This window comes from Ralstonia sp. 110700041-2, assembly GCF_056280165.1.
Genome location: NZ_JBSFAI010000004.1, coordinates 52,024 through 76,758 on the forward strand (window position 1 = coordinate 52,024; position 24,735 = coordinate 76,758).

General features: G+C 63.0%; 25 protein-coding genes and 1 pseudogene. 2 read left to right on the forward strand and 24 right to left on the reverse strand.

The features are described 5' to 3' along the window. Positions 1-9: 9 nt before the first annotated feature. From ACUXH0_RS07000 to ACUXH0_RS07070, 15 genes and pseudogenes are all read right to left on the reverse strand, one after another. Positions 10-657 (reverse strand): response regulator, encoded by a 648-nt coding sequence (locus tag ACUXH0_RS07000; protein ID WP_182593826.1) that lies wholly within the window; start codon positions 655-657, stop codon positions 10-12. Positions 658-899: 242 nt separating this feature from the next. Continuing rightward, complete coding sequence (locus ACUXH0_RS07005; protein WP_182593886.1) at positions 900-2,114, reverse strand: EAL domain-containing response regulator; 1,215 nt, start codon at positions 2,112-2,114, stop codon at positions 900-902. Between the two features lie 943 nt (positions 2,115-3,057). Then, positions 3,058-3,864: a MetQ/NlpA family ABC transporter substrate-binding protein gene (locus ACUXH0_RS07010; RefSeq protein ID WP_004628477.1), complete on the reverse strand. Its 807-nt coding sequence runs from the start codon at positions 3,862-3,864 to the stop codon at positions 3,058-3,060. A gap of 137 nt (positions 3,865-4,001) precedes the next feature. Beyond that, entirely contained in the window at positions 4,002-6,818 is a 2,817-nt protein-coding gene (locus tag ACUXH0_RS07015) for a sensor histidine kinase (protein ID WP_182593827.1), read from the reverse strand. A 104-nt stretch (positions 6,819-6,922) separates the two neighbouring features. Further along, entirely contained in the window at positions 6,923-7,546 is a 624-nt protein-coding gene (kdpC, locus tag ACUXH0_RS07020) for a potassium-transporting ATPase subunit KdpC (protein WP_182593828.1), read from the reverse strand. A 15-nt stretch (positions 7,547-7,561) separates the two neighbouring features. Beyond that, a complete protein-coding gene (gene kdpB / locus ACUXH0_RS07025; protein ID WP_182593829.1) occupies positions 7,562-9,787 on the reverse strand; it encodes a potassium-transporting ATPase subunit KdpB in 2,226 nt (741 codons plus the stop codon). Between the two features lie 40 nt (positions 9,788-9,827). After that, positions 9,828-11,600, reverse strand: a complete 1,773-nt coding sequence (kdpA, locus tag ACUXH0_RS07030; RefSeq protein WP_182593830.1) for a potassium-transporting ATPase subunit KdpA — start codon at positions 11,598-11,600, stop codon at positions 9,828-9,830. 19 nt (positions 11,601-11,619) lie between these two features. Next, positions 11,620-11,709 carry a K(+)-transporting ATPase subunit F gene (kdpF, locus tag ACUXH0_RS07035; RefSeq protein ID WP_004628487.1) on the reverse strand — a complete coding sequence of 30 codons (90 nt, stop codon included), beginning with the start codon at positions 11,707-11,709 and terminating at the stop codon, positions 11,620-11,622. Continuing rightward, a complete protein-coding gene (locus tag ACUXH0_RS07040; RefSeq protein WP_004628489.1) occupies positions 11,706-11,831 on the reverse strand; it encodes a hypothetical protein in 126 nt (41 codons plus the stop codon). Before ACUXH0_RS07040 ends, kdpF begins: the two co-directional genes overlap by 4 nt. A gap of 31 nt (positions 11,832-11,862) precedes the next feature. Further along, positions 11,863-12,672 carry a TorF family putative porin gene (locus ACUXH0_RS07045; RefSeq protein ID WP_182593831.1) on the reverse strand — a complete coding sequence of 270 codons (810 nt, stop codon included), beginning with the start codon at positions 12,670-12,672 and terminating at the stop codon, positions 11,863-11,865. A gap of 182 nt (positions 12,673-12,854) precedes the next feature. Further along, positions 12,855-14,327, reverse strand: coding sequence for a YecA family protein (locus ACUXH0_RS07050; RefSeq protein WP_182593832.1), 1,473 nt, complete (start codon positions 14,325-14,327; stop codon positions 12,855-12,857). Between the two features lie 73 nt (positions 14,328-14,400). Continuing rightward, positions 14,401-14,604 (reverse strand): hypothetical protein, encoded by a 204-nt coding sequence (locus ACUXH0_RS07055; protein WP_259393669.1) that lies wholly within the window; start codon positions 14,602-14,604, stop codon positions 14,401-14,403. Positions 14,605-14,617: 13 nt separating this feature from the next. Beyond that, positions 14,618-14,839, reverse strand: a pseudogene (locus ACUXH0_RS07060) (toxin-antitoxin system HicB family antitoxin); the annotation flags it as partial. Positions 14,840-14,885: 46 nt separating this feature from the next. Then, positions 14,886-15,416, reverse strand: coding sequence for a YqhG/Tai3 family protein (locus ACUXH0_RS07065; protein ID WP_182593833.1), 531 nt, complete (start codon positions 15,414-15,416; stop codon positions 14,886-14,888). A 482-nt stretch (positions 15,417-15,898) separates the two neighbouring features. After that, a complete protein-coding gene (locus ACUXH0_RS07070; RefSeq protein WP_182593834.1) occupies positions 15,899-16,414 on the reverse strand; it encodes a hypothetical protein in 516 nt (171 codons plus the stop codon). 675 nt (positions 16,415-17,089) lie between these two features. Here ACUXH0_RS07070 and ACUXH0_RS07075 point away from each other — a divergent pair. Next, a complete protein-coding gene (locus ACUXH0_RS07075; RefSeq protein ID WP_182593835.1) occupies positions 17,090-17,458 on the forward strand; it encodes a hypothetical protein in 369 nt (122 codons plus the stop codon). Between the two features lie 55 nt (positions 17,459-17,513). Here the strand turns inward: ACUXH0_RS07075 and ACUXH0_RS07080 are convergent, their stop codons facing one another. The 7 genes from ACUXH0_RS07080 to ACUXH0_RS07110 all read right to left on the reverse strand — a co-directional run bounded on the left by ACUXH0_RS07080 (position 17,514) and on the right by ACUXH0_RS07110 (position 21,966). Beyond that, positions 17,514-17,843: a hypothetical protein gene (locus tag ACUXH0_RS07080; RefSeq protein WP_182593836.1), complete on the reverse strand. Its 330-nt coding sequence runs from the start codon at positions 17,841-17,843 to the stop codon at positions 17,514-17,516. 52 nt (positions 17,844-17,895) lie between these two features. Then, positions 17,896-18,804 carry an alpha/beta fold hydrolase gene (locus ACUXH0_RS07085; protein WP_182593837.1) on the reverse strand — a complete coding sequence of 303 codons (909 nt, stop codon included), beginning with the start codon at positions 18,802-18,804 and terminating at the stop codon, positions 17,896-17,898. A gap of 170 nt (positions 18,805-18,974) precedes the next feature. Then, the gene (locus ACUXH0_RS07090) at positions 18,975-19,682 is read right to left on the reverse strand and encodes an aquaporin (RefSeq protein ID WP_182593838.1); all 708 of its coding nucleotides are present in this window, start codon (positions 19,680-19,682) and stop codon (positions 18,975-18,977) included. A 5-nt stretch (positions 19,683-19,687) separates the two neighbouring features. Continuing rightward, positions 19,688-20,182 (reverse strand): arsenate reductase ArsC, encoded by a 495-nt coding sequence (locus tag ACUXH0_RS07095; RefSeq protein WP_004628508.1) that lies wholly within the window; start codon positions 20,180-20,182, stop codon positions 19,688-19,690. Positions 20,183-20,197: 15 nt separating this feature from the next. Next, a complete protein-coding gene (locus tag ACUXH0_RS07100; protein WP_004628509.1) occupies positions 20,198-20,686 on the reverse strand; it encodes an ArsI/CadI family heavy metal resistance metalloenzyme in 489 nt (162 codons plus the stop codon). A 12-nt stretch (positions 20,687-20,698) separates the two neighbouring features. Further along, complete coding sequence (locus ACUXH0_RS07105) at positions 20,699-21,022, reverse strand: ArsR/SmtB family transcription factor (protein ID WP_004628510.1); 324 nt, start codon at positions 21,020-21,022, stop codon at positions 20,699-20,701. Between the two features lie 485 nt (positions 21,023-21,507). Continuing rightward, positions 21,508-21,966 carry a lysozyme inhibitor LprI family protein gene (locus tag ACUXH0_RS07110; protein WP_004628512.1) on the reverse strand — a complete coding sequence of 153 codons (459 nt, stop codon included), beginning with the start codon at positions 21,964-21,966 and terminating at the stop codon, positions 21,508-21,510. 232 nt (positions 21,967-22,198) lie between these two features. On the opposite strand from ACUXH0_RS07110, the gene ACUXH0_RS07115 reads away from it, so the two are divergent. After that, complete coding sequence (locus ACUXH0_RS07115) at positions 22,199-22,504, forward strand: hypothetical protein (RefSeq protein WP_004628515.1); 306 nt, start codon at positions 22,199-22,201, stop codon at positions 22,502-22,504. Between the two features lie 22 nt (positions 22,505-22,526). Here ACUXH0_RS07115 and ACUXH0_RS07120 read toward each other — a convergent pair whose 3' ends face one another. After that, positions 22,527-23,699, reverse strand: a complete 1,173-nt coding sequence (locus ACUXH0_RS07120; RefSeq protein ID WP_182593839.1) for a chromate transporter — start codon at positions 23,697-23,699, stop codon at positions 22,527-22,529. A 26-nt stretch (positions 23,700-23,725) separates the two neighbouring features. After that, positions 23,726-24,688 (reverse strand): chromate resistance protein ChrB domain-containing protein, encoded by a 963-nt coding sequence (locus ACUXH0_RS07125; RefSeq protein WP_182593840.1) that lies wholly within the window; start codon positions 24,686-24,688, stop codon positions 23,726-23,728. Positions 24,689-24,735: the final 47 nt, after the last annotated feature.

Genomic DNA, 24,735 nt, shown 5'->3' on the forward strand with positions numbered 1-24,735 from the left:
GACCGGCGCTCAGCGGGGCGCTGTCAGCCCGCTGGCGCGGGCGTACTGAAAGAGATCGATTTCGCGCACCAGGCCCAGCTTGCGCAATGCCACGGCCTTCTGCGTGCTGACGGTCTTCACGCTCGAACCGAGCATCTGTGCGATGTCCGACACGGCCGTGCCCGCGGCATACAGGCGAAGCACTTCCCGCTCACGTGCGCTCAGCCGCTCGAACCCATTCCGGTCGTTGGAACCGAGTCCCGTCTCTTCCAGAATGCGCGGGCTGTCATAGCGCACGCCGCGCGCGGCCGCCATGACGGCGTGTCCGGCATGAACAAGGTCATCGTTCTTGCTGACGATGCAAGCCACGCCAATCTGCCGCATGGCGCGTAACAGCGCCGGATTGCGGACCATCGTGCAGACGACGATGCCGCACCTGGGATGCTGCTCACGCAGGCGCGCCAGCAGTTGCATGCCATCGAAGGCAGGTTCGCCACCCAGGTTGTAGTCCGTAACGATGACGTTGCAGTCGATGTGCGCAAGCACCTGCATCAGCTCGCGCCCGTCGTGTGCCTGCGCGACGACCTGCTGCTGTGGAAACTGCCCAATGGCCGCCGCCAGCCCCATGAGAATCACCGGATGATCGTCTGCCAGCACGATCGAGAGGACAGGGCACATGCGCACGCCGTCAGGTCAGGCGCGTCGCCGTGGAGGACATGGCCGGCGCGGCGAGCAATAGGGTGGAAGAGATCGGAGCCGTCATGGAAGTCAGGAGCGCCGCTGAAAGGAGCCGGTACCTTACTCACCGGATATGCCCTGCGGGATCAGACTTTTCTTACTTTGGCTCCGCGTAACCTTTCGGGGCAGAAGCTGCTTCTATCTGGGTTGAGGAAAACTGAATGACGCGGTGGCGTTCGCCCTTAAGCCGCCGCCTGCACGTGCGCAAGAAACGCGGTCACGGACAGTGGTGCCGCCCACAGATAGCCTTGCCCGGTCGCACAGCCCAAAGCGCGCAGCGTCTGGCGCTGCGCTTCGGTTTCCACCCCTTCGGCAATGCACTCGAGATGCAGCGCGCGCGCCAGCTCGATCATCGTGCGGCAGATCACGCCGCGCTGGCTGGTCTGGTCCACCGCGGCTGTAAACGAGCGATCGATCTTGAGGATGGTGAAAGGCAGATCGGCCAGCAGCTTGAGCGTGGCAATGCCCACGCCAAAATCGTCGATGGCCAGAGGATGGCCCAGCAGGCGCAAGCGGTTGAGCGCGATGGTGAGCTGTGCGGCATCAGGCGCGGGCGAGTCTTCCGTCAGTTCGATGGCGATCGCCGTCGGCGCAATGCGCGCCCCGCGCACGATGGCATCGATGCGGTCTACGGTGCCGGCCCGGCTCAGCGTCTGCGCAGACGCATTCACGCCAATCGAAACGGGATACGCATGCGCAGCCAACGCGTGCTGCACGCGCACGCAATGCTCCAACACGTGGAAGAACAGGCCGTCCGCCAGCCCCAGCGCTTCCAGGCGCGGCACGAAAGCGGCGGGCGACACGCGCCCATGCACCGGGTGCATCCAGCGGCAAAGCGCCTCGGCGCCGGCGATCTGGTTGCTGGCCAGATCGTGCTGGGGTTGGAATACGACCTCGATCTGTTCGGGCGTTTCGTGGATAAGCGCGGCAAGTTCGTCGTCAGAAAACTGCGGCAAGCCGGCGGTTGCGGCAGGCGCCCGGTCCCGTTCGCGCGCGGCGGCTTCTTCCAGCAGCGGCAGCACGTGTGCCGGGCGCAGCGGCTTCTGCACGCCGCGCGTGCGCGTCAACCCGATCGCATCGGCCAGGCTGACATGCGACTCGACAATTGGCGCATCCATCGCACTGACCCACGCCCACACGGGCGCCTGTCGTGGAAAGATGCGGCCGCCGCGCAAGTGCATCTGCTCCATCAGTTCGGGACCGTTCATCGCGGGCATGTCGATGTCGCACAGCACCAGATCGACGTGGCAAAGCTGCAGGAGATAGAGCGCCTCGCGGCCGTCGCACGCGGTCAGGATCTGCTGCACGCCCAGCGTATGGAGCAGTTGCCGGGCGGCAGCCCGTTGCACGGGGTGGTCATCCACCACCAGCACGGCGAGTTGCGCGAAACCTTCCATCGGCCAGTCCTTGTTGTTGTGGGTATCGGGCCGAGGCGCATCCCGTTTGCGCTGTGTGACGGCACCATCAGCCGCCATTGAATCACCGCCGGGGAGCCTTGTCAGGCGAAGTCAGCACGCGGCGCCGGAAAAAACAAAGCCCGCGCAGCTTTTCAACTGCGCGGGCCTTGAGAGATTCCCCCAACCTTTTGAGCTTCCGGCGCCGGTGTCGACAGCGTCGGGATGGAGGAAATCGTGCCCGAAAAAAATGAAGCCCGCAACAGGGGCGGGCTCAAAAGGGGGGGAGTGCTCTCTAAAGAGAGAGCAAGGTGAAGTTTAGTGGAGGGGGTGCGGTCAGACTGTCCGGGGTTCGCCGAAACCCTTGTAGGACAAAAACTGACGAAATTTCGCGATGTTAGCGGCACAAAGCACACCGTTGCGCGCACATTCGCAGCGAAAACGTGATTCAAACAGCGCTTTGATCTTTCTCCGCCGACGTGCGTGGCAGTGATTGAAGCGTGGCTCGAAGCGCACGCTTGAAAAATCCGTGCTCGTTGCTATCGGGCAACGCCGCCGAGGGAAACACGCAGAAAAATCGAGAATTCAGGGTAGCCGGAACCGGCCGAGATGCAAGGCGGCCGGAAGAAGAACAAAAGCCGCGCGCCAAAGAAAAAAGCCCGAGCACCAGGTGCTCGGGCCACAATCCACCAAGGAGGGTGGAGGAGACAGTTCCTACTATAGCGAATCGTTTGTTGCGTTGCAATAACGTAGAACTACTTAATGTAACGAGAGGCTACAAGCGTTGCCACGGCGCCACGCGTGACGAAAACGATTGCACCTGTCACATAATGCCGCAGCGCAACAAAACGCGGCGGCGCACCGGAAGACTGGACAGGCTCCCGGCATGCCACGCTTCAATCTCGGGTCAGCCCGCGAAAGTAACCGCTGACTTAGCAGCCGCCGCTTAAAACGCCGGCAAGATCGCACCCTTGAACTGCGTGTCGATGAACTTGCGCACGTCTTCCGATTGGTAGGCGCGCACCAGCGTCTTCACCCACGGCTGGTTTTTGTCTTTTTCACGCACGGCGATCAGGTTGGCGTACGGACCCTGACGATCTTCCAGTGCGATGGCGTCCTTGGTCGGCGTCAGGCCGTTCTTGACCGCGTAGTCGGTATTGATCGAAGCGGCGTCCAGATCATCCAGCGAGCGCGGCAGCTGCGCCGAATCCAACTCAATCAGCTTGATCTTCTTCGGGTTCTCGACCACGTCACGCGGCGTCGCGTTGTTGCCGTTCGTGCCGGCGCCCGCCTTGAGCTTGATCACGCCTGCCTTCTGCAGCAGCAGCAGCGCGCGGTTGCCATTGGACGGGTCGTTCTGGATGCCGACTTTGGCGCCTTCCTTGAGCTGCGCCAGCGACTTGATCTTCTTCGAGTAGAAGCCCATCGGCGCCACGTAGGTCAGGCCAACATTGACGATCTTGTAATGGCGCGCCTGGATCTGGCTGTCGAGGAAGGGCTGGTGCTGGAAGCCGTTGGCGTCCAGGTCGCCCGAATCGAGCGCGGGGTTGGGCTGAGCGTAGTCGTTGAACTCGATGATCTTGACGTCGAGGCCATCCTTCTTGGCAACCTTCTGAACGACTTCCCAGATTTGCGCATCGGGGCCGCTCATGGTGCCGAGCTTGATCTGCTTGGTATCGGCGTGGGCGGCGGTGGCAACGGCAAAGGCGATGGCCGGTACGGCCACCCGCGCAAGGCGGGAGAACAGGGACATGGAGAAACCTCGTGGATCTTGTCGTGAATGAAATCCGCCCGCGGGTGGCGGGCGTGTGACGTGATCCTGTCATAGCGGCGTATGTAACCGAACGACTTTTTCGGCATGTTCATATGCCCTGCAACGGTGCAGCCAGGCTAGGCGATGGGCTCGGCGTCTTCCACAGGCGGCGGCTCGGCGGCGGGCAGGGCGACGACGAAGCACGCGCCGCCGTCAGCCGGTGCCTCCACCCAGATGCGGCCGTGATGTGCACTCACGATGGCCTCGCACACGGCCAGACCCAGGCCGACGCCGGTGGTGGCCGATTCCTTCTCACCGCGCGTGAACTTCTCGAAGATGGTCTGCACCGAACCCGCCGGCACGCCGGGGCCGTGGTCGCGCACACGCAGGCGGAGTTCGTTGCCGCGTGCTTCGTCGTGGACAATCTCGCCAGAGATACGCACCTCGGTGCCGGCCGGCGCAAATTTGCCCGCGTTCTCCAACAGATTCGACAGCACGCGCTCCATCAGCGGCCCGTCGCAGCGGATGAGCGGCAGGGCTGCGAGGTGATCCACGACCACACGATGATCGGGCAATGGATTCGCCTGCAACGCCGCGCCGACGAGTTCCTCCACCGATTGCCACTCCAGCCGCAGCTTGACGTCCTGGTTCTGCAGGCGCGCCATGTCGAGCAGGTTGGTGACCATCGTACGCATGCGCTGCGCCTGCTGCCCAATGGCGGCCGCAGCTTCTGCCTGCAGCGGGGGCAGGGGCGGCTGCGCGCGCAATAGTGTTTCGGCCATCCCCACCAGGCCCGTGAGCGGTGTGCGCAAATCGTGCGACACGGCGGCCAGCAGTGAATTGCGCAGCCGCTCCGATTCAATCCGCACCAAGGCGTCGCGGGCCACTTCCACGTAATGCACGCGCTCAATGGCGATGGCGACGAGCGTGGCGCAGGCGTCGATCTGGCGGCGGTTGTCGGGTTGTGCGAGCACGTGGAAGGTTTCGGGCTCCACGGCCAGCACACCGCGAATGGCCATCGGCGCTTTCAAGGGCAGATACAGCACCGAACCCGACGGCAGCGTGTGCGTGCCCGTACCGGCAGGCTGGCCGTGCTGGTACGTCCAATCGGCCAGCACGCGGTCCAGGTTTGGCATGCCGGACGGTGCATCGGTGCTGCCTTCCGGCTTGGCGACCTGCGGTGCACCCAGCCGCCCATCGAGCCCGACGAAGAAGAACGCACAGCGCCCGCCAAACGTTGCGTTGACGAAGCGCCCGCCGATGCTGACGATCTGGTCCAGCGTGAGCGCGGCAGACAACTCCCGCGCGGCCTCATACAGCGCATGTGCCGCCGCCTCGCGCTGCACCGCTACCTCCGCTTGTTCACGCAAGCCTGCCGTCAACTGGCCCACCAGCATGCCGACCGCCAGCATCACCCCAAAGGTCAGCAGGTACTGTACGTCGCTCACGGCAAAGGAAAAACGTGGCGGCACGAAGAAGAAATCGAACAGCGCCACCGACAGCACCGAAGCCAGCGCTGCCGGACCCCGCCCATGGCGCATCGCCACCGCCACCACCGCCGCCAGGAACAGCATGACGATGTTGGCCAGGTCGAACACCGGCCGCACGAGGCTGGACAACGCTGTCGCCACGCCCACATACACGCACGCGGCCACGTAAGACGGCTTGAGCCAACCGGCCTGCGCATCGGCCGCGCGCTGGGCTTCGCTGCGCACATCAGCACGGCCGACCTCTGCTGCGCGCGGCGTGAGCTGGATATGCGCCGGGTCCGCCGCGGCGCGAATCACGTCGACCTCGGGGCAATGTCGTGCGAGCGCTTCGGCAAAGTCACCGCTGGGCAGGCGGCGCTCCAGCCCGATCGCCAGCCGCAGCGCAACGACGACCGCGCGCGCCGATCGCCAGCGCTTCTCCGGCGGCCGCCCGATCACCGCCTTGGTGATGTTGTGGCGGCGGATATAACCGGTGATTGCCTCGACGGCGTTGGTGCCGGCCAGCGTTTCCACCTTGGCACCGGCGTCTTGTGCCAGCTTGAGCAGGGCATGCAAACGCTCGGTGCGCGCATCGGCGGCACGCAGATGCGGCATCACCACCGCCACCGCATGCCAGTCGCATTCCAGTTGCGCGGCCAGACGCGCGGCGCTGCGGATGACCTGTTCACCATCGCCCTGCGGGTCCAGGCACGCAACGACGGTCTCGCGCGTGCGCCAGACGTTTTCAATGCGACGCGCGCGGCGATAGGCCTGCACGTCATCGTCGACGCGGTCGGCGGTGCGGCGCAGGGCGAGTTCGCGCAGGGCGATGAGGTTGCCCTTGCGAAAGAAATTGCGCGCCGCATGCTGCGCCTGCTCGGGCATGTAGACCTTGCCCTCGGCCAGGCGGCGCAGCAGTTCATCGGCGGGCAGGTCGACGAGGATGACTTCGTTGGCCGCATCGAACACCGCATCCGGCACGGTTTCCCACACGCGGATGCCGGTGATGCTGCCGACGGCCTCGTTCAGGCTGTCGAGATGCTGGACGTTGACGGTGGTCCAGACGTCGATGCCTGCGGCGAGCAAATCCTCAATGTCCTGCCAGCGCTTGGGGTGGCGCGAGCCCGCCACGTTGGAGTGGGCAAGCTCATCGACGAGGATGAGTGCGGGCTTTCGCGCCAGCGCGGCATCCAGATCGAACTCAGGCAGCGTACGGCCCTTGTATTCGATCTGGCGGGTGGGAAGGTGTTCGAGGTCGGCGACCAGCGCGGCGGTTTCGGCGCGGCCGTGGGTTTCGACCAGGCCGATGACGGCGTCGATGCCGGCTGCGCGAGCGGCCTTGGCTGCTGCCAGCATCGCGTAGGTTTTGCCTACGCCGGCCGAGGCGCCGAAGTAGATGCGGAGTTTGCCGCGGGCGGACTGCTCTTGGCCGGATTGGAGTTCGGCTAGGAGTTGATCGGGGTTCGGGCGCTGGTCGGCTGGCATGGTTTGTATTTTGGGTGCTTTTTGTTCTTGTGGTGCATCCCTTGTTTCAGCCCCGGCAGGGCACGAAAACCGGGGACATACCAACAAGGCCCGACTCAAAACCCTCACTTCAAATCATCCAACGCCAGATTCAGCTCCAACACGTTGACGACCGGCTCGCCAAACACCCCAAGCACCGGCCCCTTGGTGTTCTCAGCCACCACCTTCTTCACCAGATCAGGCGACATGTGGCGAGCCTTGGCCACACGCTCTACTTGGTACGCCGCAGCAGCAGGACTGATCTCCGGGTCCAGCCCGCTAGCCGATGCCGTCACAAGATCCGCCGGAATCGGCGCAGTGTTCGTCGGGTCCGATTCCTTGAGCGCCGCAATCCGCGCCTTGGCCGCCTCCGTCAGCGCCGGGTTGCTCGGCCCCAGGTTGGAGCCGCTTGACGCCTGCGCGTTATAGGGGTTCGGCGCCGTCGCCGAGATCCGCCCCCAGAAATACTCCGGCGTATCAAAGTTCTGCCCGATCAACGACGAGCCAACGGCCTTGCCATGACGCTCGATGATCGAGCCGCCGGCCTGCGCCGGAAACAGCGCCTTGCCAACCCCCGTCACCACCACCGGATACAGCACACCGGTAATGAGCGACAGCCCAACAAACACCACCAGCGCCGCACGCAGCAGCCCACCTTGTTGCGGCACATCGGCCTGAACAGGTTGACGCGCTTGAGTTGTGGTTGCCATGAATGCACTCCTTCCTTAAACCCAGCTCATTGCGGCCAGGAACATGTCGATGATCTTGATGCCCGGGAAGGGCAGCAGCAGGCCGCCCAGGCCGTAGATCAAGAGGTTGCGGCGCAGCAGCGTGGCGGCCCCCAGCGCGCGGTACTTCACGCCCTTGAGCGCCAGCGGAATCAGGAACACGATGATCAGCGCATTGAAGATCACCGCGCTCATTACGGCCGATGCGGGCGTCGCCAGGTGCATCACGTTCAGCGCGGCGAGTTGCGGGTACGTGGTCGCAAACGCGGCCGGGATGATCGCGAAATACTTCGCCACGTCATTGGCGATCGAGAACGTGGTGAGCGAGCCGCGCGTCATTAGCATCTGCTTGCCGATCTCGACAATCTGGATCAGCTTGGTCGGGCTGGAATCCAGGTCGACCATGTTGCCGGCTTCCTTGGCAGCCTGCGTGCCGCTGTTCATGGCGACGGCCACGTCGGCCTGTGCCAGCGCGGGGGCATCGTTGGTACCGTCACCGGTCATGGCAACGAGGCGGCCTTGCGCCTGCTGCTCGCGGATCAGCGCGAGCTTGGTCTCGGGCGTGGCTTCGGCAATGAAGTCGTCAACGCCCGCTTCAGCTGCGATAGACGCGGCGGTGAGGCGGTTGTCGCCGGTGACCATCACCGTCTTGATGCCCATCTGGCGCAGCTCGGCAAAGCGCTCGCGGATGCCGGCCTTCACGATGTCCTTCAGCTCCACCACGCCGAGCACGCGGTCGTTGTCGGACACCACCAGCGGCGTGCCGCCTTGGCGCGCGACGTCGTCGACGGCAGTCGATACGGCCTCCGGAAACTTGCCGGCCAGCAGCGTCACATGCGTGCGGATCGCATCGGCTGCGCCCTTGCGGATCTGACGGGCGTCGCCTGCATGGGAGACGTTGATGCCGCTCATGCGCGTTTGCGCAGAGAAGGCGACGTACACGGGCTGCGTCTTCGCAAGGGCCGCTTCATCGATGGACGCCTCGCCCAGGTTGCGTGCGAGCGTGACGATGCTGCGGCCTTCCGGCGTTTCATCGGCCAGCGACGACAGCCATGCCGCCTCGGCCAGCTGCTTGGCCGTCACGCCCGGCGCAGGGATGAAGCGCGACGCCTGACGGTTGCCGTGCGTGATCGTGCCGGTCTTGTCGAGCAGCAGCACATCCACGTCACCGGCCGCTTCCACGGCGCGGCCCGACGTGGCGATCACGTTGGCCTGCATCATGCGGCTCATGCCCGCCACGCCGATGGCGGAGAGCAGGCCGCCGATGGTGGTCGGGATCAGACACACCAGCAGCGCCACGAGCACGGTAATCGTGATCGGCGAGCCCGCCTTCATCGCTTCCACCGAGAAGATCGAGTACGGCAGCAGCGTGACGGTGGCCAGCATCAGGATGATGGTCAGGCTCACCAGCAGAATCGTCAGCGCCAGCTCGTTGGGGGTCTTCTGGCGCTTGGCACCCTCCACCATCGAGATCATCCGATCCAGGAAGCTCTCGCCGGGGTTGGCGGTGATGCGCACGATGATCCAGTCCGACAGCACACGCGTGCCGCCGGTCACGGACGAGAAATCCCCGCCCGATTCGCGGATGACCGGTGCGGATTCGCCGGTGATGGCGCTTTCGTCCACCGAGGCCACGCCTTCGATGACCTCGCCGTCGCCGGGGACCATGTCGCCGGCTTCGATGAGGACGATGTCGCCACGCCGCAGCGCGGTGGCCACGCGCGCTTCCACGCGGTCACGGCGGTGCGGGTCTGCCAGCACCTTGGCTTGCACCGTGGTTTTGATGCCGCGCAGCGAAGCCGCCTGCTGCTTGCTGCGGCCCTCGGCCAGCGCCTCGGCAAAGTTGGCGAACAGCACCGTGAACCACAGCCACACCGATACGGCGAGGATGAAGCCCGCCGGCGCTTCGGCCTGGCCGCGCAGCGCCATGATCCACAGGATGGTGGTGAGGATGCTGCCGACGTAGACGACAAACATCACCGGGTTCTTGGCCTGCGCGCGCGGCGACAGCTTGCGGAAGCTATCGACAATGGCGGGCTTGACCAGCGCCGACGAGAACATCGACAGCTTGCGCACCTCCTTGGCGGACAGCGTGGTATGCGTCGTATGCGTGCTGCGTGCCTGCGGCTCGGCGGCTGCAGCAGTACCAGTACCGGCGCTCGGCTCAAGCTTGTGCTTGACCGTACGCACAGCCGGTTCGGATTCAGGATAACGGATAGCCATAAGGCACCTGTTGATATTGGGTAGACGACTCGCCGTGCGCTTAGCGTGCGAGGTGTTCTGCGATTGGACCGAGCGCGAGGGCCGGGATGTACGTGAGCGCGCCCACCAGCAGCACCGAGCCGATCAGCAGCACCACAAACAGCGGCCCATGCGTGGGCAGCGTGCCGGCCGTCACGGGCAGGCGCTTCTTGGCGGCAAACGTGCCTGCCATCGCCAGCACCGGCACGATGATCCAGAAGCGGCCCAGCCACATGCAGATAGCCAGCGCAATGTTGTAGAACGGCGTGTTGGCCGACAAACCTGCGAACGCGCTGCCGTTGTTGTTGGAGGCCGACGAGAAGGCGTACAGCACTTCAGAGAAGCCGTGCGTGCCGGGGTTGAAGATGCCGGCCTTGCCCTGCGTGACCACCACGGCAACGGCTGTGCCCACCAGCACCAGCAGCGGCGTGACGAGGATGGCGATGGAGGTCATCTTCATCTCGAACACCTCGATCTTCTTGCCGAGGTATTCCGGTGTGCGGCCGATCATCAGGCCCGCGATGAACACGGCCAGGATGGCGTACACCAGCATGCCGTACAGGCCCGAGCCCACACCGCCAAACACCACTTCGCCGAGTTGCATCAGGAACATCGGCACGAAGCCGCCGAGCGCGGTCAGCGAGTCATGCATGGCGTTGACCGCACCGCACGACGCTGCCGTGGTGATGGTGGCAAACAGCGACGAGGCCACGATGCCAAAGCGCGTTTCCTTGCCTTCCATGTTGCCCACGGCCTGGTCGATGCCGAGGTTGGTGAGCATCGGGTTGGCGTGCAGCTCAGCCCATGCCAGGAAGACGGCGAGCACCACAAACAGCACCGTCATCGCAGCCAGCACGGCCCAGCCTTGCCGGCCATCGCCCACCATGCCGCCAAACGTAAAGCACAGCGCCGCCGGGATGATGAAGATGCACAGCATCTGCACGAAGTTCGTCAGCGCATTCGGGTTCTCATACGGGTGCGCGGAGTTGGCATTGAACGGGCCGCCGCCATTGGTGCCGATCATCTTGATGGCTTCTTGCGAGGCGACCGGACCCATCGGCAGGGTCTGCGTTTGCGTGGTGGCCTTTTCCGTGACGGGGTTGCCTTGGGCATCCTTGATCGGCTGGCCGCTGGCATCCATCTTCGGGTTGTCGTACGTGGTGGCGGTGACGGTGGTCACCTCCTTGTAGCCATCGAAGTTCTGGATGACGCCCTGGCTCACGAAGAACACCGACACCAGAATCGACAGCGGCAGCAGCACATAGACCGTCGCACGCGTGAAGTCGACCCAGAAGTTGCCGATGGTGTTGGCCGAGTGGCGTGCAAAACCGCGAATGAGCGCAATCACCACCGCAATGCCGGTAGCGGCGGACAGGAAGTTCTGCACCGCCAGGCCGAGCATCTGCGTGAGATAGCTCATCGTGCTTTCGCCCGAATAGCCTTGCCAGTTGGTGTTTGTGACGAAGCTGACCGCCGTGTTGAACGACGAATCCGGCGTGATGGCAGCAAAGCCTTGCGGGTTGAGCGGCAGCCACTGCTGCACGCGCTGCAGCGCATACACCGCCAGCGCGCCCAGCACGTTGACGACGATGACGGCCAGCGCATAGCGCTTCCAGCCCATCTCGGCCTGCGGGTTGACGCCGGCCACGCGATAAAACAGCCGCTCGATGGGCCCGAGCCAATGCGCGCGCGATGGCTTGTCGCCAAACACGCCGGTCATATACGCGCCCAGCGGTTTGGCCAGAACCAGCAGCACGACCAGATAGATCGCCAGCTGGAGGAGGAACGCATTCATGGTGTGCCTCGCAGTGTTGTTAGAAGCGTTCGGGCCAGAGCAAGGCCACGAACAAGTAGACGAGCAGAACCACCGTGATGGCCCCGGACAGCACATAGAGCCAGGTCATTGCTGTTTCTCCATTGCGTGCGTGGTGGGCTGGTCTTTGGTGGCAAGCCGGCCGGAGAGGGCGAGCAATCCGCCCACTGCCAGGGCCAGCACCGCTAGGCCGGCGAGATAAACGAGGTCCATATGCGCTCCCCTTTCCTTCAGGTCGTGGTGGTTAGAACGTCTTGGTCACGGCGAGCAGGGCGGTCGCCTTGCCCATGTAGCTGCCTCGTGTATTGGTGTAGGCCAGACGCGATGCATTGGTGTCGATGTAGGACAAAGAAGCTGTCCAGCCCGAACCAAAATCCTTCGTTACGCCCACTTTCCAATCGGCATAGGACGTGCGCACCACTTGGTGCGGCACTTGTTGATAGCCCACGTGCAGGTTCAGCGTCAGGCCCCAGAAGCCGGTGTCGAAGTTGCCCGACAGATCGAAGTACTGGCTGTGGTGGCTATCCGCAAAACCGAACAGGTTGGAAAACGCGTGCGAGTACTTGAACGTGACGGGCCCGTAGCCGATCTGCGCATAGCCCTCGGTGGTGTGCGGGCGGGTGTAGCCGTCGGGGTAGCTGCCCGGGTAGTAGTACTGCAGCACGCCCACATCAATGGGCACATCCTTCATCAGCTCGGTCTTGTAGCCGCCGTAGAAATCCATCTCGATGGGGGCGGAGACGTTGGAGTTGGAATCCCCCAGCCAGCTGATCGACGAGTTCCAGTTGCCCACGTAGAAACCATTGGGCAGCGCGTAATCCACACCGCCCTGAATGGCGGGCTTGTTGTTGGTCTGCATGAGACCGCGATAGCGGTATTGGCTGGCCAGCGTGACGTTGGCCGTCAACGGGCTGGCAGAGGCGGCGGCGGGTGCCGGCGCCGAATCAGCCGACTGCGAAGTGGATTGCGCAAAAGCGGCCGCGCTGGACAGTGCTGCGGCACAGAAGACAACGCCACCCATGACGGTGGCGTGCAAAGAAACCTTGGCTTGCATGGACCTTTCCCTTGTTGTTTTGGGTGCCGCATGGCCCGGCGCGGGTGCGCGTCAACGGGGCCGGATGCGGCGTGCAGGCAGGCTCCCGTCACAGGGCCTGCGCGCAGTGCAACAGTAGGGAAAGGGGGGTAAAAACGGGGTAAAGGTTGGGGGGAGGGGTGTAAACGGGGTGTAAAAATGGGCTACCGCCCATGGCATTTCTTGTGCTTCTTGCCGGAGCCACAAGGGCATGGGTCATTGCGACCAACTTTGCCGGACGATGCCCGCGCGCCAGCTTGCGGCGGCGGCACAAACTGCGTCACCCTATCCTTAAACTCCTGCATTCCTGGGGTGCCAAAGAAATTCCAATCCTCATTCAGCTCTTCGTAGTGGCCCTTCATTGCGTCGGTCCATGTCTCGCAGGGCATGAGGATGAAATCTTCGGCAATTGTTCGGTCTGAGAATTTCGGAGCGTCGATGCCGATTCCGATGATTTTCACAAGGTACGGAAATTTGTTCTTCGCCGCACCGCATGCAATCTCAAGGAGGGACTGTCGCTTCTCGCGGTAGTCGGGCTCGGCGCGAAATTCGGCCGGTGCACGCAACTGCAGCAAGACGTACGCAACCTTTGGCTCGAAGGAAGGTAGGAAAGTGACCTGCCTGGAGAATGGGCCGGTGTCAGGGAAGCGCTCGACGGCGGCCAGCATCTTCTGGGCAAGCCCCCTGCGCATAAAACGCGGTTCTTTGACCATCTCATAGATCGCACTCTCCCCCCGTAGGATGTTTGAGTTGCCACCAAGCGTGCCGTCCAAGCTGTTCTGGCACGTCCGCTGAATCAGTTCGTCCCAAAAATACGAGACGCGATCTTCGCTCTTGGTGTTCTTGTACAGGCCGGTCTGCACAAAGCCATGCCACTCTCCCTCACCGATCATGACGCTGTTGACTCGGCCTTTCTTTACCTTCTTCGGCCCGATCACGTGACGCTTCGTTTTGGCGTCATAGTTCAGAAGGTAGTGCGCCAGCAAATCCTCCTCTCCGCAGTAAGCCAAGTGTTCAAATGCGGTGGCAGCCCTAACCTTTTCGTCTAGATACATCGCGAAATCGTTCACGGTATCAAGCTCTCGCAGCACGATGGGCATGTTATGGCTGTCGAAAATATGTACTGGATTCCGTTTGTCGATCTCCACGTGAAAAGGGGGGGTGGGACCACCATCGGTTTCCGTGTAGGTGATCGCGAGGCTGCCGTAGACGTTCTGTGATGAAGCTCGTTCGCAAGCCTCCTTTGCTCCGTGAGCGACGATGATCTTGTGAACTACCGCCGCCCCTCTGTCGAACGCAAATGGAAATGGCGTGACGCACTTGGCGTCAAGGAAAATCGGCCTTCCGCTACGGATATAGCGCTCGGCGCCGTGTGCAGTCTTGACTTGGCGATCGATAACGTTCCGCTTCCAACGGTCCCACAGAACCATTGGATCCTTGTTGGGATCTTGCGCAAGCTCATTCTCACGATCGAAAAAGATGAAAACACGGCTTCCGAAAACCGCCAGCAGGTCACACAGCTCGTGCCCATCGTCCTTATATGGGTTCGGGTAACTCCACAGTTTCAGGAAGGATTTCTCGCAAAACTCCGCGAGCATCTTTTCGGTTTTCGTGACGCCGGTGGACTTGTCTGTCATGAGAGATACGTTGCGCAAGTGAGGTACCCCTATGTTACTGATCCACTTCCTACAGATTGCCTAGAAATTTTCGCTAAATGCAGAAGTTCGCATCTTCGCCCTCCATCACATCAATCCCATCCCAAACCGTCAACGCCGTATACGCCCCCTCCGCATAACCCAAACACGTCCACAGATACTCAGCCTGCCGCACCTCGTCCATCGCGGGGAAATGCTGAAACCCGCTCGCATGCAGCATGCTCAAAAACGCATGCAGCTTCGACAGCTTGTCGAACAACTCAGCATGCGCTTGGTATACGCACAGCGTGGCGCCAGCTGGGCGAGTCGGGCACGGTCTCGCCACTCACCTCCATGTCGCGCAGCGCTTCGGCAACAAGGTTACGGATACCGGCAAGCGCACCTTCCGGCGTGGCATCGAGCCACGATAGCGACGGGAATTCTGCGCAGAGGCCGACGTGTTCCCCATCTTCAGGGGACCACGTTACTCGGTAAGTGAAGTGGTCTTGCGTCATGACTTCGCTCCTAAATCAAAAGAGCCGCACGAGGCGGCTCTCTTTGTCAGTTACCCGGTGATGAATAGGGCAGCATGTCATCGACTTTGATGATCTTCCAACCATCGTGTCGTTTGGTGAAAAACACGAGAACGGTGACGTCTCTACGGGAGCCAAAACTCACAGGCACGACAACAGCATCGCCGAACGTGAGCGGCCTACCTGGCTTGATATGCGCGAGCCAATCACGTTCGTCGTAGTCCTGCACCTTCAGAAAGTAGTCCGCCCCGCCAGGAAGTTGGTCTCGCTTGTAGTCTCTGCGCAGGCTCTCAACCGTGGAAGCGTCAACGTAGTGATCGATCTCATGATCTAGGAGCGGAAACACTTGGTTCTCCTGCTTGTTGATGTACCAGACATAGAATTGCTTCGCTTGCAGACCAAGAGATGCCACGGCGTCGGCATGGGAAGCGAGCGAGAATGCCATTAGAAAACTGGCAATCCAGAATGAGAGTATTTTTTTCATTCTTTCCTCAATGATGTCGATATAGCTTGTATGGTGGCTGTTGCGTTCGATACGCTTGCCCAGGATAAAACCCATTGTTCTGAACGAAGTCAGATATCCACTTTGATCCGTCAAACATCGCCATGTGGCCGTGAGGGTGCCCGGGGATAGGTTGGATCACGATCACATCACCTGGACGAGGCGAAGAAGCGTCGCCTACTTCAATAAAGCCGGCTTGGCGCAAGGGGAATCCATAATCCTTTGCCGATCGTGTTGGCGTCACGCTAATTCCACCGGCTTCAATCGCCTTTCGGACATACTTCGCACAGTTCCCAGTGCTTTGGCTTTGCGCATGCTGTCGAACGTGATTGGCGGCTGCATTACTGTCCCACATAGTTTCCTCGCATTCAGTTCATCGGAAATATCTCTCACAAGATATTTCCGAGAATGCTAGGACTTAAGGCGTAGTTTAAGGATTGAGATTTGTGCCGTATTCATTGGAAGATGTGTTATTCCAATTCAACAGGCCTTCTTCACGTCCGTCTCGTACCAAACCCCTCCGCATCATCCAACCACGTCTACGATGATTCCACCCGTCGCACCTCATCCGGCGATCTTTCCTCACTTCTGCCGGCCTCGTCGTCTTTTCGCTTCGCTCCCCGACTAAACCGCACCGCCAGCGCCTTGCGCGCCGCATCCAACCCTTCGCCCTGGCCCGCCACCTTGAGGAACGCATACCCCTCCAACGTGGCACTCATCACATCGCTGCCCAGCGCCAAGTGCGAATCCGCCATGCGTTCGTGAATGCGGGCCACGCGCATGAGGCGGCTGCGTAGCTGATCGAAGCCCGCCAGATCGCGGCGCAGTTCGGCGAGGTCGAAATTGCCGGGCAGCACGTTGGGGTTGTTGTTCAGCACCTCCACGGCCTTGCGCGCGAAGGCTTCGGACTTGTCGCCCATCTTCACCAGCGTTCGGCGCTGAACCGGGGTGAGGTCGATCAGGCTGGCGAGCCGGTCTTCCAGCGTCTTCAGCGCGCCGTCCACAGCGGCCAGATCGGCCGAGGTGAGCTGATACGAAATCAAGTTCTGCGGCATTTCACTCCTCGCAAATCAATTGGCAGTGCCGTGCCATCAAGGGCACGAGGGCGGGAGATTGGCCGCTACGGCGCTGGTCCGCAATGCCAAGACGAGGTTTCGGGCAAAGAATCAGAATGATCTGATGCGGCCTTCACAACTCGACACATCGAGCGACGTTCTCGGCGTCCCGAGCTCGGTGCTCGGCGTATGAGGCTTTTTGCTCGACGGTCCGAGCTCAGTGCTCGGCGTGTGAGGCTTTTTGCTCGGCCGTCCGAGGTCAGAGCTCGACGCGCGAGGCTTTTTGCTCGGCTGTCCGAGCTCTGAGCTCGGCGCGTGAGGCTTTTTGCTCGACTGCCCAAGCTCGGAGCTCGGCGTGCGAGGCTTTTTGCTCGGCTGGCCAAGCTCAAAGCCCGGCGTACGAAAATCAGAATCCGGCGCGTACCCCCCATCGCTATAATTCCCCCCGCTGCCGCACCAACGGCAGCCTGGTTTAGCGACCTGAAACACCAAGGCGGACGATTGCTGCATGCAGTCGCACTGCTGCTTCCGTTCGCGCCTACTTTGGCGGGCCGGATGGTGAGACCTCCGGGTCTACCGGTTTCCTTGGGACCGGGTCGCTAACACCATCGTCAGGCCCGCCACCCTCGTTTAGCGCCGAGATGGTGAGGCTCCTTCAATCCCAAGGAGGCTCCTATGCCTATTGCAGACGAGACGCGCCCAGCGTCGTACCCATCCCCGCCAGCGCCGTCGCCTAGTCCACCGCACACGTCATCGGACACAGGCAGGCTGACCAAGAACCGCACCTACCTGAACGGCGCCATCGCAGCACAGGCGTATCTCAAGCGAACTCGCACCGCCATGTGCACGCACGGCCAATGCCGGCCGGGCATGCTGCGCGAACAGCTTCAAGTGTTCTCTGCGCAGTCGTTCCCGCCGGCGTTCATCAAAGGCTTTGTGGATGCGATTGACGCGTACGTTTCGATGTCGCTTGGGGGACGCGAGATCGATCCGCAGACGTGGGATGTGTTAGCCGCCATAGAGCGGCGTGGTTACAGCCAATAACAACAGGTTGACGCATCCCCGTGACGGGCGGGAATGCCAGGGCAGCGACAAACCCTCAAACCTTCTCCACCGGCTTCAACTCCCACATCGGCAGGTAATTCATGATCGGCCGCTCGAACGTGCCGCCCTTGTCGAGAAAGGGCTTGGCCGAATCCAACATCGGGCGAAACGTGTCCAGCTGCTTGGCCGCGTCCAGGTCAGTCCACAGGCTCACGTTCGACAGCGACGATGTCGCCTCGTCCTCGCCCACATAGAACGCGACCAACCCGCGCATGGCCTCGATACCGGGCCGCAGCACGGCTTCGAGGTCGTTCATCATCTGCCGCATCTCGGCAAACTTGTCCGGCGGGCATCGCAGAATCGAAACTCGGACGACTGGCTGCATTGGAGACTCCATTCGTTGAGATGCGTTGAAAGACCAATGAGGAAGACCGACGCTACTGCGCCAAAAACTTAACCACCGCACCCACCGTAGCCTGCGTCTGCTCCTCCATCAACCAATGCCCCGCATCCGGGATCACCAGCGCCTGCACGTTGGTGGCGGCGTTGCGCATGACGATGGCCTCGTTTTCGCCAAACGACTTGGCGCCCCCAATGGCGAGCACCGGCATGGGCAGCTTGGTGGCGATGGCTTTCTGGTTGTCCTCCGCGTCTTGCGGGATCGACAGGAACTGGGCAAACGCTGAATGCATGGCGCCCGGCTTGGCGTAGAGACGGGCGTAGTGCGCGCGCGTGGCTTCGTCGATCTTGGAAGGGTCGCCGGCAAACTCATTCCAGAAGCGGTCGAGGTAGATGCGCTCGCGGCCTTTGACGAGCCGCTCGGCATCGGGGCCGCCGAACGAGAAGTGCCAGAGCTTGGGCGAGCGGACGATCTGCTCCCACGGCGGCACGCCCGGCACGGGGGCATCCATCACGACCAGCCGCGTGGTCTTGCCCGGATAGCGCGCTGCATAGGCAAACGCCACCATGGTGCCGATGTCGTGGCCGACCACATCGGCCTGGTCGATGTTCAGCTTCGTCAGCACAGCGCGGATGTCACCGGCCTGCGTGCGCTTGTCGTAGCCGCCTTCGGGGTGCGACGACAAACCCATGCCGCGCAGATCCGGCACCACCACGGTATGCGTGCGGGCCAGCTCGGCGGCGAGCGGCGCCCACATGTCACCCGTATCGCCAAAGCCGTGCAGCAACACCACCGCCGGGCCGCTGCCGCCCACGCGCACAAACAGCGTCGCCCCGTCGGTCTGGATGTTCTGGTGCCGAAAGCCCGGCGGATACGGCTTCACCTGCGCCTGCACAAGGGGCGTCATGGCGAGCATGAGCGCGACGGCTGCAAACAGTTTTCGCATGGCTGTTCTCTTTGGGGGAGCGGGGGGCTGGCCGGGCCTGGGGGGAAGCAGCCTGCAGATCGGGCCGTACACCGTCGGAAACGCGCGATGCAGGCCTCGACAAGAGTAGTACGCGCCACGCGGGGCGCAAGCGTGAAGGAGAGGGGAGGCGGGCGCTGGCGGCTCGGGGGTTACGTCTGCGGCGGATGCTCGCCCGACGATTCGATGACGTTGGGGTGGCCGCTGGAAGCAAAGCGCGGCTCAAGCAGGCTGTGCAGCAGCACGCCAAGCACGGCGCCCGCGCATTCGGCCAGCACAAACCCCGGCACGCTGCCGGGCGCGATGCCGGCAAAGCTGCTGCTGAACATGCGCCCGAACGCGGCCGCCGGGTTGGCAAACGATGTCGACGCCGTGAACCAGTACGCCGCGCCGATGTACGCCGCCACCATCGACGCGGCCCGGCCGTTGGGCGCACGCAGGATAACCAGCAGCAGGCCGGCGGTAGCCACCGCCTCGGCAATCCACTGCCCCGTGCCGCTGCGCACCTTGGTGGACAACTGCAGGAGGCTCATGTCGAACATGGCGTGCGCGAGCCATGCGCCCAGCACCGCGCCCGTCATTTGCGCAACGATGTACGGCAGCAGGGCAGCGCCGGGCAGCTCGCCACGGGCCGCCATGACCGCGCTGACCACCGGATTGAAGTGCGCGCCGCTGACGGGCCCCAACGCTTCGATCAGGACGTAGAGGCCGCCCACCGTGGCGGCTGTGTTGGCGAGCAACGCGATGGCGACGTTTCCGCCCGCCAGGCGCTCGGCCATGATCCCGGAGCCGATCACGATGGCCAGCAGCAATGCTGTACCCAGGGCTTCGGCGGTGAGCCGGCTACGTAGTTCGACCATGGTGCTCAAGCCTGTGCAATGCGTTCCAGCGCGGCCTGCAGTTCGGCGTTGCTAAGCGTGTCCAGCGGCAGGGCCAGCAACTGCAACATGCGGTAGCCGATGGCCTGGCGTGTCAGTTCAAAGGCCTGGCGCTTGCCTTCGTCACCGCCCGTGGCATTTGAGGGGTCGGCGTAGCCCCAATGCACCTTGACGGGACTGCCGGGCCAGTAGGGGCAGGTTTCCGCTGCGGCGCTGTCGCATACGGTGATGACGATGCGCATCTGCGGGGCGCCGTCGCCCACGAATTCGTCCCAGCTCTTGCTGCGGTAGCCGGTGGTGTCGATGCCTGCGTTGGTGAGGGCTTCCAGGGCGAACGGGTTGAGGCGTCCGCTCGGTGCGCTGCCGGCGCTGTAGGCGCGCACGTCTTTGCCGAGCTGTTTGGCCCAGTGGTTGAGCATGCCTTCGCTCAGCACGCTGCGTGCGGAGTTGTGGGTGCAGAGGATGAGGACGTTGGTGGTCATGGGTTCGATTCGCTGTCAGCAGCAGGATGAGCCGGCGTCTGATTTCACTGCGATACCGATCGGCTTGCCTTTCGGGGCACGCGGTGCGCAACAGGCAGAACTTTCCGTCGCGGCTTCTTCCTTCTTGTCTTCGCTGAATACCGGGATGTTGCCGAGCGAATGGAAGTGTTCCCAGGCGATGCCCTGGGGGTCGGTAATCCAGTGCTTGTCGCTACGGGCATAGCAGCAGGTGGTTTCGCCTTCATCCAATAGGGCCATGTCTGCGGCTTCGGCGCGGGCCTTCAGTTCGGCCAGCTCGGCAGCGTCATCGACTTGAAAGCCAAGATGGTCCACGCCCGCGGCGCTGCCACGCGTCGAGATGGCGAAGTTGATGCGCGGGTCATCCAGCATCCACTTGGCGTAGTCGGTCTCCACACGCGTCGGCTCAGCTGCAAACAGCTTGGAGTAGAAGGCGATGCTCTTGCTCAGGTCGTCAACGTGGACATGGACGTGGAATCGTTTCATGGGGATGCTCCTTCAGCATTTGCAGGCGGCGGCGTTGGCTTCCAGGCAGGCTTCGCCCTGGCAGCAGTTGGCCGTCAGGAAGCCCAGCAGGGCGTTCATGTGGTCATAAGCCGCGCGGTAGATCAGGTTGCGGCCGTCGCGCTCCTGCGTCACCAGGCGCGCGGCTGTCAGCTCCTTGAGGTGGAATGACAGCGTGGCGCCCGGCACGTCGAGCTGTTCGGCAATCGCGCCCGGAGTCAGACCTGTCGGCCCCGCAACTACCAGCATGCGAAACACTTGCAGGCGAATTCCATGGGCCAGCGCGGCGAGGGATCGTATAGCGTCGTTTTCTTCCATATTTCCAATATATTCGAAATATATGGCGGCAGCAAGACGAGCAGCCCGTGATGTCGGGAACAACTTGGGAGGCACTTGACGCTATTGCGCGAGAGATTGGGCGGAGGCGTTCGGTGGCTGCATCACCCATGGCCTGCCCTGCAGGCGGCTTTACCCACAACCCAGCCAAGGGCTCGATGCCCGACAGAGGGTTTATCGGTTTACTTCTTTATGTATACAGATAGTAGTAGTAGATAACGGTGGATAAGTCCTGTGGATAAGCAGAAAAACCGCTTTGGTATCAACGGCTTGCAGAACGGACAACCCACCGGACAGCGTGTGCTTTCGCGTGGATGAGCCGGGGGCATCGCGTCTGACCCTGTCGACCCGGTGGGAAGTTGTTCCCGTGCTGTCTGCCTGCTGACCCCGGAGAACCAACACGCTTGTCCCTGGAGTTATTCACAGGGGGAGGGTGAGTTATCCACAGCGGAGTTCTTGACGCCCGACTAGTGCGGGTAGTACTCCAACTCCGCAATGCGCGCCCGGATTGCCTCCACGTTCAGCCCTTCGATATCGGGGCTCGCCATCGAGCCGCTGTCTGCCCGCCACGGCGCATTGTCGGCCGCCTTCTGGGCATTTCGATAGGCGAGCCACGCACGCTGCGCGTTGCGGATGGCCTCGCGCGATACGGGGTCGGACTTGCGCATCACGGCCTGGTACAGCGTGTTCATCTGCCGGTCGTAGGCTTGGTAGGCGGTGTGCGTGCACTCGGTCATGCCGGCCGTGGTCTCGCCGCGCGGGGTCTTCAGGCATTGCTCCAGCGCGTCGTCGATGGGGTCGGCAGCCGAGGCGGCCAGGGGCAGCAGCGCGGCCGCAAGGAATAGCGTACGTACGACCCCGCGCATACGCTGGGCGGCGGGATCGTGTGTTGGGCAGGTCTGGCGGGTGTGCGTGGGAAGGGCCATTGCATACCTCATCGTTTTTACGGCGGGGTGGTTGCCATGGTAGGAAAAGTCTTCCCGTGCCGCACGGGGCGTGGATGCTGCGTGCCCTCATCCTGGCCTCTAGGCCATCTCGCCTAGCCAAAGGCTGATAACGCGAACGCGGCGCCCGTTCTATACCTACGGTGTTCGGCCATGCGCGGCCGTGGCGGCTTTGTCGCGGCGCTTGCCCTGGCCATCATCCAGGAGGCAAACCATGCGCATGCTCGTCAACGTGCGGATTCCGCACGAACCCTTCAACACTTATGTGCGCGATGGCTCTATCGCCGAGTTGATTCCGCGCGTGATGGCCGAGTGCAAGCCCGAAGCTGTCTACTTCACCGAGCAGAGCGGCCACCGCGGCGCGGTGCTCATCGTGAATGTGGAATCGGCCTCGCACATACCAGCGTTGGCCGAGCCGTGGTTTCTGCTGTTCAACGCAGACTGCGAGTTCCGTATTGCGATGAGTGCCGAGGACCTGCAAAAGGCGGGGTTGGCGGAGATCGGCACCCAGTGGAAATGAGGTCACGCCCGGGCGCGTTGTGTCATCGATGCAGCAGCGGATACAGCCCCAAGCCAAGCAACGCTGCCCCTGCCACGATCACCGGCTCGGGTAGCTTCTTGAACTTCACCAGCAGCAACACCGTCGCCACGGCCAGCAGCGCCGTCGGCACATCGACGATGGAGCGCTTGGCCAGCACGATCACCGCGCCGGTAATGGCGCCCACGGCGGCCGCCGTCACGCCGTCCACAAACGCGAGGATGGAGGGCAGCTTGCCGTATTTCTTGAAGTACGGCGCCGGCAGGATGGTGAAGAGGTAGCAGGGCACAAACGTGCCAAGCGCAGCCACGCATGCGCCGGGCAGGCCCGCCACCAGGTAGCCGATAAAGCCGACGGTGATGACCACCGGGCCGGGCGTGATCATCGCCACGGCCACCGCGTCGACGAACTGCTTTTCATTGAGCCAGTGATGCTCCGTGACCACGCCGCCGTAGAGGAACGGCACGATGGCCAGCCCCGAACCGAACACGAACGCACCGGCCTTGGCGAAGAACGCGCCAAGCTGCGAGAGCAGAGGCCAATCGAGCGTGCCGAGCATGCCGCTGGCCGCCGCAGCCGGGGCGACGGCCACGGCGTTCATGCGCCCCTGGCGCAGCCACCGGGGCGGGGCGCGCCAGAACCACACCAGCACACCCGCAGCCACAAACAGCCACGCCACTTCGGATTCAGTCACGACCGTCACCGTCGCCAGCAAGAGATAGACGGCCCACAGCAGCTTGTCCTTGCCGACGCTCTTGGTGGTGAGCTTGTGCGCGCTGATGGCGATGATGCCGATCACTGCGGCACCCACGCCATAGAACACCGATTGCATCCAGGTCAGCCCGCCAAAGCGCAGATAAGCCCAGCCCAGCGCCACCACCATTAGGAATGAAGGCAGCACGAACGCAATTCCGACCAGCGTGGCGCCCACGATGCGGTAGTGCACGTAGCCCAGGTAGATGGCCAGTTGCGCGGCCAACGGCCCCGGCGCGAGTTGGGCGAGCGCAAGGCCTTCCTTGTAGTCGGCTTCGGTAATCCACTGGCGGGTATCGACCAGGTCGCGGCGCATGTAGCCTGCCAGCGCAACGGGGCCGCCAAAGCCGAGCGCGCCAAGCCGCAGGAAATACAGCAATAGTTGCCGCAGCGTGTAGGTGGGGCGTTCGGGAGCAAGGTTCATGAGTTGCCTGTCATGGGTGAAAGCCGTCAGGGTTTCCGGCTGCCGGAAAAATGCACGTACAGCGAGTCGAGCACGGTGCCGATCTCTGCGAGCAACGCATCGTCATCTGCCAGCCGTTTGCGGGCGCCCGCCAGGATCGCTTCGAACCCGCCGGCTTCAGGCGTGGCCGCGCCCCCCACGTCGAGCGCATGCACCATGGCGCCCAGCCGCGCGAGCCCCGGGTTGTCATCGAGCCCAAAGCTGGCGATGAGCACCTCGAACGAAACGCGCTCGCCAACATGCGTAAAGGTGGCACCGTCAAAGTCGAAACCTAGCGCTTCTGCTGGGCAATCGGCCGGGCTGTCGAGCCACAGGAACCGGGCGTGCGGGTCGATGAAGCGCTGGATGAGCCAGGCGCTGGCAACGCGGTCCACCCACAGGTGCCGGCGGGTTGCCCACAGGCGGCCCTGGTGCTGCGTGGGATCACGCCGGGGGATGCCGCCCGCCGCGGCACGCGGTTCGCCCGGCGAGTGTGTGGCTTCGGCCGCCGCAGCAAAGTCGCGCCATTGCGCATCGGCACGCACGGTCGCTTCATTGGAGAAAAAGTCGATCTTGCGGATGGCCTCATAGGCGCGGGCATGGCGGCGCAGAAGCCGGTTGCGCTCGGCGGTGGGCAGGTCGGGGAGCGTCTTGCGCGCTTCGGACAGCTCGGCCAGCCATTCGGCGTAGTCTGGCGTGCGGTCGAACAGGGCGCGGTAGGCCGCGTCTTCCGCCGCGTCGCTGGCCTGCACGCGCAGCACCCAGGCCTGACCGTCTTCCTGCTGCGTCTCGTCTGCCAGGTCGTTGAGCTGGGCGGCATGCTCGGCGCGCGCAGGCAGCAGGTAGACGCCATCGCGCAGCGCCGCACAGCCGATCGCCTTGATGGCGCGCCAGATGCGCATGCGCGCGGTGGCGCGGGCGGTGGGCAGGCTGACGATCAGCAGCAGCCAGGAATCGGGGGAGGCGGTCATGACGGCAGCATAGGCGCACGTCATAACCACTGCAATCTTGTAGAGGT

Coding starts and splice junctions, on each gene's coding strand:
- ACUXH0_RS07000 (WP_182593826.1), bottom strand. CDS start 657: ATGTGCCCTGTCCTCTCGATCGTGCTGGCAGACGATCATCCGGTGATT.
- ACUXH0_RS07005 (WP_182593886.1), bottom strand. CDS start 2,114: ATGGAAGGTTTCGCGCAACTCGCCGTGCTGGTGGTGGATGACCACCCC.
- ACUXH0_RS07010 (WP_004628477.1), bottom strand. CDS start 3,864: ATGTCCCTGTTCTCCCGCCTTGCGCGGGTGGCCGTACCGGCCATCGCC.
- ACUXH0_RS07015 (WP_182593827.1), bottom strand. CDS start 6,818: ATGCCAGCCGACCAGCGCCCGAACCCCGATCAACTCCTAGCCGAACTC.
- kdpC (WP_182593828.1), bottom strand. CDS start 7,546: ATGGCAACCACAACTCAAGCGCGTCAACCTGTTCAGGCCGATGTGCCG.
- kdpB (WP_182593829.1), bottom strand. CDS start 9,787: ATGGCTATCCGTTATCCTGAATCCGAACCGGCTGTGCGTACGGTCAAG.
- kdpA (WP_182593830.1), bottom strand. CDS start 11,600: ATGAATGCGTTCCTCCTCCAGCTGGCGATCTATCTGGTCGTGCTGCTG.
- kdpF (WP_004628487.1), bottom strand. CDS start 11,709: ATGACCTGGCTCTATGTGCTGTCCGGGGCCATCACGGTGGTTCTGCTC.
- ACUXH0_RS07040 (WP_004628489.1), bottom strand. CDS start 11,831: ATGGACCTCGTTTATCTCGCCGGCCTAGCGGTGCTGGCCCTGGCAGTG.
- ACUXH0_RS07045 (WP_182593831.1), bottom strand. CDS start 12,672: ATGCAAGCCAAGGTTTCTTTGCACGCCACCGTCATGGGTGGCGTTGTC.
- ACUXH0_RS07050 (WP_182593832.1), bottom strand. CDS start 14,327: ATGACAGACAAGTCCACCGGCGTCACGAAAACCGAAAAGATGCTCGCG.
- ACUXH0_RS07065 (WP_182593833.1), bottom strand. CDS start 15,416: ATGGGTTTTATCCTGGGCAAGCGTATCGAACGCAACAGCCACCATACA.
- ACUXH0_RS07070 (WP_182593834.1), bottom strand. CDS start 16,414: ATGCCGCAGAACTTGATTTCGTATCAGCTCACCTCGGCCGATCTGGCC.
- ACUXH0_RS07075 (WP_182593835.1), top strand. CDS start 17,090: ATGCCTATTGCAGACGAGACGCGCCCAGCGTCGTACCCATCCCCGCCA.
- ACUXH0_RS07080 (WP_182593836.1), bottom strand. CDS start 17,843: ATGCAGCCAGTCGTCCGAGTTTCGATTCTGCGATGCCCGCCGGACAAG.
- ACUXH0_RS07085 (WP_182593837.1), bottom strand. CDS start 18,804: ATGCGAAAACTGTTTGCAGCCGTCGCGCTCATGCTCGCCATGACGCCC.
- ACUXH0_RS07090 (WP_182593838.1), bottom strand. CDS start 19,682: ATGGTCGAACTACGTAGCCGGCTCACCGCCGAAGCCCTGGGTACAGCA.
- ACUXH0_RS07095 (WP_004628508.1), bottom strand. CDS start 20,182: ATGACCACCAACGTCCTCATCCTCTGCACCCACAACTCCGCACGCAGC.
- ACUXH0_RS07100 (WP_004628509.1), bottom strand. CDS start 20,686: ATGAAACGATTCCACGTCCATGTCCACGTTGACGACCTGAGCAAGAGC.
- ACUXH0_RS07105 (WP_004628510.1), bottom strand. CDS start 21,022: ATGGAAGAAAACGACGCTATACGATCCCTCGCCGCGCTGGCCCATGGA.
- ACUXH0_RS07110 (WP_004628512.1), bottom strand. CDS start 21,966: ATGGCCCTTCCCACGCACACCCGCCAGACCTGCCCAACACACGATCCC.
- ACUXH0_RS07115 (WP_004628515.1), top strand. CDS start 22,199: ATGCGCATGCTCGTCAACGTGCGGATTCCGCACGAACCCTTCAACACT.
- ACUXH0_RS07120 (WP_182593839.1), bottom strand. CDS start 23,699: ATGAACCTTGCTCCCGAACGCCCCACCTACACGCTGCGGCAACTATTG.
- ACUXH0_RS07125 (WP_182593840.1), bottom strand. CDS start 24,688: ATGACCGCCTCCCCCGATTCCTGGCTGCTGCTGATCGTCAGCCTGCCC.